Annotated in this window: 8 protein-coding genes; 7 read left to right on the top strand and 1 reads right to left on the bottom strand. The window is 61.1% G+C overall.

Annotated features, from left to right (window positions below):
• The 7 genes from LPA36_RS24050 to LPA36_RS24020 form a co-directional block, all read left to right on the top strand.
• On the top strand, nucleotides 1–107 hold a 107-nt coding region (locus LPA36_RS24050), incomplete at its 5' end, for a DUF2950 family protein (protein WP_228882385.1).
• Nucleotides 107–439: a hypothetical protein gene (locus tag LPA36_RS24045; protein ID WP_228882354.1), complete on the top strand. Its 333-nt coding sequence runs from the start codon at nucleotides 107–109 to the stop codon at nucleotides 437–439. The genes LPA36_RS24050 and LPA36_RS24045, both read left to right, overlap by 1 nt.
• 450 nt (nucleotides 440–889) lie before the next feature.
• Nucleotides 890–1,660: a DUF2092 domain-containing protein gene (locus LPA36_RS24040; protein WP_228882351.1), complete on the top strand. Its 771-nt coding sequence runs from the start codon at nucleotides 890–892 to the stop codon at nucleotides 1,658–1,660.
• 12 nt (nucleotides 1,661–1,672) lie between these two features.
• Nucleotides 1,673–2,191: a hypothetical protein gene (locus LPA36_RS24035; protein WP_228882349.1), complete on the top strand. Its 519-nt coding sequence runs from the start codon at nucleotides 1,673–1,675 to the stop codon at nucleotides 2,189–2,191.
• A gap of 74 nt (nucleotides 2,192–2,265) precedes the next feature.
• Nucleotides 2,266–2,685, top strand: coding sequence for an ester cyclase (locus LPA36_RS24030; RefSeq protein WP_228882347.1), 420 nt, complete (start codon nucleotides 2,266–2,268; stop codon nucleotides 2,683–2,685).
• A 247-nt stretch (nucleotides 2,686–2,932) separates the two neighbouring features.
• Entirely contained in the window at nucleotides 2,933–3,460 is a 528-nt protein-coding gene (locus LPA36_RS24025; protein WP_228882346.1) for a hypothetical protein, read from the top strand.
• 512 nt (nucleotides 3,461–3,972) lie between these two features.
• The gene (locus LPA36_RS24020) at nucleotides 3,973–4,941 is read left to right on the top strand and encodes a porin family protein (protein WP_228882383.1); all 969 of its coding nucleotides are present in this window, start codon (nucleotides 3,973–3,975) and stop codon (nucleotides 4,939–4,941) included.
• Between the two features lie 57 nt (nucleotides 4,942–4,998).
• On the opposite strand, the gene LPA36_RS24015 is transcribed toward LPA36_RS24020, so the two are convergent.
• The gene (locus LPA36_RS24015) at nucleotides 4,999–6,522 is read right to left on the bottom strand and encodes an efflux transporter outer membrane subunit (RefSeq protein ID WP_228882339.1); all 1,524 of its coding nucleotides are present in this window, start codon (nucleotides 6,520–6,522) and stop codon (nucleotides 4,999–5,001) included.
• Nucleotides 6,523–6,530 lie beyond the last annotated feature (8 nt).

Genomic DNA, 6,530 nt, shown 5'->3' with positions numbered 1-6,530 from the left:
ATGCGGGACAGGTCTATTCGAACGACCTTGGCCCCGACGGGGCAAAGAAGGCGGCGGCGATGAAGTCGTTCGATCCCGGCCCCGGATGGGTGAAGGAGTCACCGTGATGCGGATTCTGCTTGCCGCTGCCTGCAGCGCCTTCGTCGCGCTATCCGCATGCACGTACTACCCTGCTCCCACCGTGGTGATGACGCCAGCCAGCTTCGACCGCTCGTACTCCGCCGCGGCGGGCGCCATGAGCGATGAAGGGCTGGCCATTACCGTCCAGGACCCGGGGAGCGGCACCGTCGTTGGCAAACTCAATAGCACCACCGTGACGGCCACCGTGCGTCAGCAGTCCGACGGCAGCGTACAGGTGCGGTTCGACTCGAGCGATGCACGCGATCCAACATTGCTTCAACGCATCTCGGGCCGCTACGACCGTCGCATGGGCCGATGATTCCGCCAGCGGATGCGACGAATCCAGGGCAGCCCGACGGATACCGTCCTGGCAGGGTTCCGCTGTCAGCCGTACCGCGACGGGCGCACTCGCCCCTGCCGGCGCGCATTCGGAGTTTCGATGTATTGGAAGCATTCATTAACCGCGCTACTGGCTGCTTCGCGCGACTCGTGGATGAACACGCCGCTGTTCACGGATGAACCGGCGCACACGAAAATGACGGGGCCGATCGAGATTCTGGCAGCGCCCGCGGCCGCACCTGTGCCAGTCATGTGCAGGCACGGACCGGCTCGACGGACTATCCGGCGTGCTTGCAAATTAGCTGAGCGTGAGGCGTAACGCCAATGTCTGGATGGTCTATAACGAAGAGGCGGCCACAACCACGGCGATGTCAAGCCGGCGCCGAGCCGTCCGCATCGCTGCAATAGTGCTTAATAACAGGAGCCAGACATGCCCCGGAAGATTCTTGTTCTTGGCCTGCTCGCCATATCGATCGCTGCACCGTCTGGTTACGCACAGACCCAGCCGGCGAATACGGCACAGCCTGCGGCGAGCGCTGTCGATCAGGGATCGATACAGGCGCTCAAGACCATGGGCACCTATTTGCAGACATTGAAGCGCTTTCGCGTTTCGAACGAACTGAGCGCCGAGCGGGTGCTGACCGACGGCCAGAAACTCCAGCACACCGCAATGGCAGAGATGAACGTCGCTCGCCCAGACAAACTGCAGGTCTTGATGCGCAGTCCACGCTCCACGCGCGAACTCTTCTACAACGGCAAGACCGTTACCCTCTATCAGCCGGCGCAGAAATATTACTCATCGGTCGAATATACCGGCACGATCGCCAGCCTGATCGAGAGTTTGCGCGCGAAGTACGGGCTGGAACTGCCGCTGGCGGATCTCTTTCTGTGGGGCACCGATGCTGCGCCCCTCGACAAGATCGAGTCCGCGATGAATGCCGGCCAGGACTTTATCGGAAACGATCTTTGTGATCATTACGCTTTCCGTCAGGGCGATATCGACTGGCAGATCTGGATCTCTGCGGGCGACAAGCCGCTGCCGCGCAAGATCGTCATCACCAACCGGAGCGATGACGCCCGTCCACAATCGGTCTCCCTGCTGCAATGGGATTTGAAACCGGCCATGCCTGATTCGGTTTTCACGTTTGCACCGCCCAAAGGTTCTACGAAGATCGAGATCGTGCCGGTGAAGGCCAAGTAAGGGAGACCCAGCATGAAAAACGCATTCGGAAGATTGCTTTTGACGCCACTGGCTGTGTTCATCCTGGCCAGCTTCGCGCTAGTGCCCGAAGCGGGCGCGCAAGGTCGTGCAGGGGGCGGTGGCGGTGGCGCTCGCCAGCACGCGGCGGGCGGCGGCGGCGGCGGTGGAGGCGCCCGGGCGCAGGCGGCCAGCCACAACGGCGCGAGGAACACCCAGGTGAACAACAGCAGGGCCGACGTACGCACGAACAACGTCCGAAGCACCAGTGTCAACAACGTGAACGCCCAAAGGAATGTGAACGTGAATGTCGAAGGACACGGCGGTTGGGATAACGATTACCATCCTGTCGCGACTGCGGCCGCAGTGGGCGCGACGGTTGCAGTAACGTCTGCCGTCATCGGCTCGATGACGAGATCCGTGCCGGCAAACTGTGTCCCGGTCAACTACGGCGGAATGGTCTACCAGCAATGCGGGAGCACCTGGTACCAGCCCCAGGGCTCGCAATACGTCGTCGTGAATCCTCCGTACTAGCGCACCATGTTTTGCTGCCCGGCCATTCATGACCGGCGGCATGTGCGTACAACCCGCTGACCGGAGGCCATCCCATGCAGGAGATCAGTCATATCGTTCGTGGATTCACTGAGGAAGTCCTGAACCAGGGGCGCATTGAGGAAACCGGCAGGTTCTTCTGGGAAGACATGGTCGAACGGGTTCCGTTTCCCGGTCAGGGCCCCGGTCTCGAAGGCCTCAAGGATGTTCTGCGGGGCATGCGTGCCGCGTTCCCGGATATGCACTGGCGCATTGAGGAGCAACTTGCTGACGCAGACCGCGTGCTGACCCGCTTCGAATGGACGGGCACGCATCATGGCGAGTTTCTCGGCGTACCCGCCACGGGGCGTCCGGTGCGTGTCTGGGGTATGGTCATCGACCGCTTTCAGGCGGGCAGAATCAAGGAGAGCTGCATCATCATGGATACCCTCGGCTTGATGGTGCAGCTCGGCGCGGTTCCACCGCCGGGTCACTGAAGGCGAAACACCGCCTTGCTTCGCAGTGCTCGACATCCGCTGCGATCCTGTCCTGCTATCCGTCCGCGAGACCATAGAGCGTGAACCGGCGTTCACCATTGAAACGTTCTGAAGACCGCAAGATCGAGGTAGCCAGGCGCGCCCGGCGTACTACAATGAATTCATGTGATCGAGCCTGCAGGAACAGCCCAATTGACGAGGGCAGCCAGTAATGTGACGTTTGCGTTCAATTATTGGAGGCATGTTCATGACGTGCCTGTGCGTGTGGGAAGGCGTCATCGGTGCGTTGATTCTCGTGCCAGGCGCATCCGCATTTGCGGATGGTCCTGTCGGCGAATCATGGGGTGTAGAAACGGTTGCAAATATCGCGTCTCCCCATATGGAGGTGCTTTCGGCCATCCCGGATCCACAGTCGTACATTCACCGGTACGAAATGGAATACTCGTCGACGCAAGATAATCCGTTCCGCGCCCAGATTGACCAGTACTACCTTGCGCCGATCCCTTACGATCATCGATATGATCACACGGCCGCATCGTCTGATCCTGACCGCCCTTCCCAGCAGCGCGTGATGAATTATCTCGACGTAGTGCATTCAGCCGGACCATTGATCCAGATTGTCCAGTTGCCGGAATATGGTTCCGCGAATGTGGCGCATCCGCAGCGAAGACTGACGCTTATCCTCGATCAATGGAATTTTTCAGCGACAGCACGTGTCAGCCTTAACCACTCTCACACGATGGGCGCGAATCTCTCGGTCCGGCGTGGATTCTGAACGGACGTTTCCCGCTCACGGCAACGGGCGCGCACCTGAAAACGCGGCCGCCAGACAGGCGGCCGCTTCAGATTGAATGCCGTCAGTCGTTGTCGATGTCTGCGTTTGCGCGTGCCACCACATCCAGAAAGTGCAACGCTGCCGAGCGGCGCAGCCGACCCCGGCGCATCTTTTTCATTGTTACCGCTCCAGAATTGAACTTTCCTTGTCGACAGGGAGGCTAAGACTCTACGATGACATACACGTGAAAAGCATTTCTAGATCCCTTCAAACATATGATGAGATGCAGGCTTTATTGGTAAGCGAAATGTCCGGCCGCGGGCACCTGTTGCGGCGGGAAGCACGGCGTACGCGTTCGGGATGGTTTGGCTGCCGATGCAGTATAAAAGAAAGGGTCGACGCGAGGACGCGCTTTCATTTAATCTTGGATACCGTGGGCGACGAATCGCAAAAGACGTTAACTCGAAGAACTGATACCACGCGTGAACAAGAATCTTTCGAAATGCGCCTCCCTGTCGGTACCGCTGCTCGTCGGTACGTGCCTCTTTTTTTCGACGGCCGCGTGCGCACAGGAGTTCTCCTTCCTTGCCGGCCCGCTTGTCAGCGACAGCGCGAACTCCTATTCATGGGAAGCCGGTTATCGCGAGGGTCTCGGGCGCTACGCGGCGTGGAGTTTTTCATGGCTGAATGAAGGCCACATACCCAACCATCATCGGGATGGCCCGGTCGCGCAGGTCTGGGGACGCCTGCCCCTCGTGGAAGACCGGTTCGAGCTGTCGGCTGGTGCCGGGCCGTACTACTACTTCGACACGACGGCGGCTGACGCTGGCGCAGAATATTCGAACACGCACGGTTGGGGCATCATCTGGAGCGCGCGCGCGGCCTGGTACTTCGACCGCCGCTGGATTGCCCAGATGCAGGTCAACCACGCGCAGGTGTTCGGCGGCCGCGATACGACGGCGCTTATGTTCGGTGTGGGGTATGCGCTGCAAGCGAACAACGAACCCGGCCCGCGACCGTGGCCCATCCCACGCACGTCGAACGTCACGAACAACGAAGTTACGTTGATGCTCGGCGCAACGATCCTGAACAGCAACGACTCGGAGTCTGCGCTCGCCGAGAGCGTTGAATACAGGCGTGGCGTATGGCGGTACGTCGATGTCACCGCTTCCTGGATTCATGAAGGCGGCCACGACCAATCGCGCCGGGATGGCGCCGCCGCGCAGATCTGGGCCACCCGCGCCTTTTTCGATGACCGTCTCACATTGGGCGCCGGCATCGGTCCGTACGTCTCCATCACGCAAAACGACGACCTTCCGGAAAACCGGACCGGAGACGGGCGCATCTCCTGGCTTGCCTCGGTATCGGCGAGTTACCGCTTAAGCCAGCACTGGTTGACGCGGGTGACGTGGAACCGCATCGTCACGCGATACGACCGCGATACCGATGTGATTCAGGCCGGCGTCGGGTTGCGGTTCTAAGCGCGCGTCGACACCGCGAGAGTCGATAGTCTCTTTATTCTGCTTCTCATCGAATCCCTACATCCGTTCCGCCGAAGTAACATCCTTCTCCGCCGGAAGCTGCGATACATCCCACCCGCCGCCCAGCGCCTCGATCAACTGCGCGCTGTTTGTCATCTGCTGCACGCGCAACGTGATCATCGTCTGCTGATCGGAAAGCAGTGCCGTCTGCGCAACGAACACGTTCAGGTACGTATCCACACCCGTACGATACCGCGTCGCCGCGAGATCGTAATAACGCTGGGCAGCAGCCACCACAGCCTTCTGCTGTTCCAGTTGCGTGGCCAGAATGCGCTGCGCCGCGAGGTAATCCTCGGTCTGCTGGAACGCCGCCAGCACCGTCTGGCGGTAAGCCGCCACGGTCCCCTCGTACTGCGCCCTGTATTGCGCGACCGTCGCCGTACGCAGACCACCGTCGAAGAGCGTCTGCGAAACCGTCGGCCCGAGCGAGAAAAACCGCGCGGGCCACGTAAACCAGTTCTGCAGCAGCGAGCTCTGGAAACCCGCCGACAGTGAAAAGCTCACCGTCGGATAAAACGCCGCTGTCTCGACGCCGATCAACGCGTTCGCCTGCGACATCGAGCGCTCCGCCGCGGCGATGTCGGGTCGGCGCTGGAGCAGCGTCGACGGGATGCCTGCCGGAATCGTCGGCGCCGCAGTCGTGAGCGGTCGCGCGGGCAGCGAGAACGTCGAAGCCGGCTCGCCGATCAGTAACGCAATCGCATGCTCATACTGTGCACGGGCGAGCCGCAGATTCGTCGCCGAAGCCTCCGCCGTTTTCAGATTCAGTTGCGCCTGAGCCACCGACTGTCCGCTGTCGATGCCCGTGCGCCCGCGCACTTCGGTCAAGGCCAGACTCGTGCGATACGCCTCGATCGTCTGCTCGTTCAGCGCGATGAGTTCGTCCTGCCCGCGCAGTTCGAAATAGTACTGGGCGAGGTTGGCCTGCTCGCTCAGCCGCTTGTTGGCCAGATCGGCCGCGCTCACCTGCGCCGCATTCGCGAATTCGCGCACCGTGTTTCCGATGCGCCCCCACAGGTCTGGCTCCCAGGTTATCGCCAGCGGAAAGTTGAAATCATTGCTCGTGAAACGCATGCCGCTGGCTGGTATGCCTGGCGAGGTAAACGATGAACCGGAACGCGTATACGCCGGCTGCAGTGTGGCCGTCGGCGCGTAGCTGGCGCGCGCCTGATTCACCTGCGCGCGCGCCGCCATGAAATTCTGGTACGCCTGCGCGATATTCTGGTTCGACAGGTTCAGGCGATCCTCCAGTTCGTCCAGTTCCGGTTCCTGATAGATCTTCCACCACGCGCCGCGTTGTGCCGCATCCTGCGGATTCGCCGGCGTCCAGGTCGTGCCGTCCGGCGAAACCTGGGCGACGCCTGCGGGGCCCGCTTCCTTGAACGACGCAGGCGTCGCGACTGAGGGACGGACGTACGCCGGTCCAACTGTGCATCCCGTTTCCATCGCCAGCGCGGCGAAAAGCCCGGCGCACGCCAGGGCGCGCCGTGATGGAGTGACAATTCGAGCGAACTTCTGCATGGCTTTTC

It is taken from the genome of Paraburkholderia saeva (assembly GCF_907164555.1).
GTDB lineage: Bacteria > Pseudomonadota > Gammaproteobacteria > Burkholderiales > Burkholderiaceae > Paraburkholderia > Paraburkholderia saeva.
This window is presented reverse-complemented; position numbering and strand designations above follow the sequence as displayed.

What these genes read in the sequence shown, in the direction of transcription:
- LPA36_RS24045 (WP_228882354.1), top strand. Translation starts at nt 107, where the DNA reads ATGCGGATTCTGCTTGCCGCTGCCTGCAGCGCCTTCGTCGCGCTATCC.
- LPA36_RS24040 (WP_228882351.1), top strand. Translation starts at nt 890, where the DNA reads ATGCCCCGGAAGATTCTTGTTCTTGGCCTGCTCGCCATATCGATCGCT.
- LPA36_RS24035 (WP_228882349.1), top strand. Translation starts at nt 1,673, where the DNA reads ATGAAAAACGCATTCGGAAGATTGCTTTTGACGCCACTGGCTGTGTTC.
- LPA36_RS24030 (WP_228882347.1), top strand. Translation starts at nt 2,266, where the DNA reads ATGCAGGAGATCAGTCATATCGTTCGTGGATTCACTGAGGAAGTCCTG.
- LPA36_RS24025 (WP_228882346.1), top strand. Translation starts at nt 2,933, where the DNA reads ATGACGTGCCTGTGCGTGTGGGAAGGCGTCATCGGTGCGTTGATTCTC.
- LPA36_RS24015 (WP_228882339.1), bottom strand. Translation starts at nt 6,522, where the DNA reads ATGCAGAAGTTCGCTCGAATTGTCACTCCATCACGGCGCGCCCTGGCG.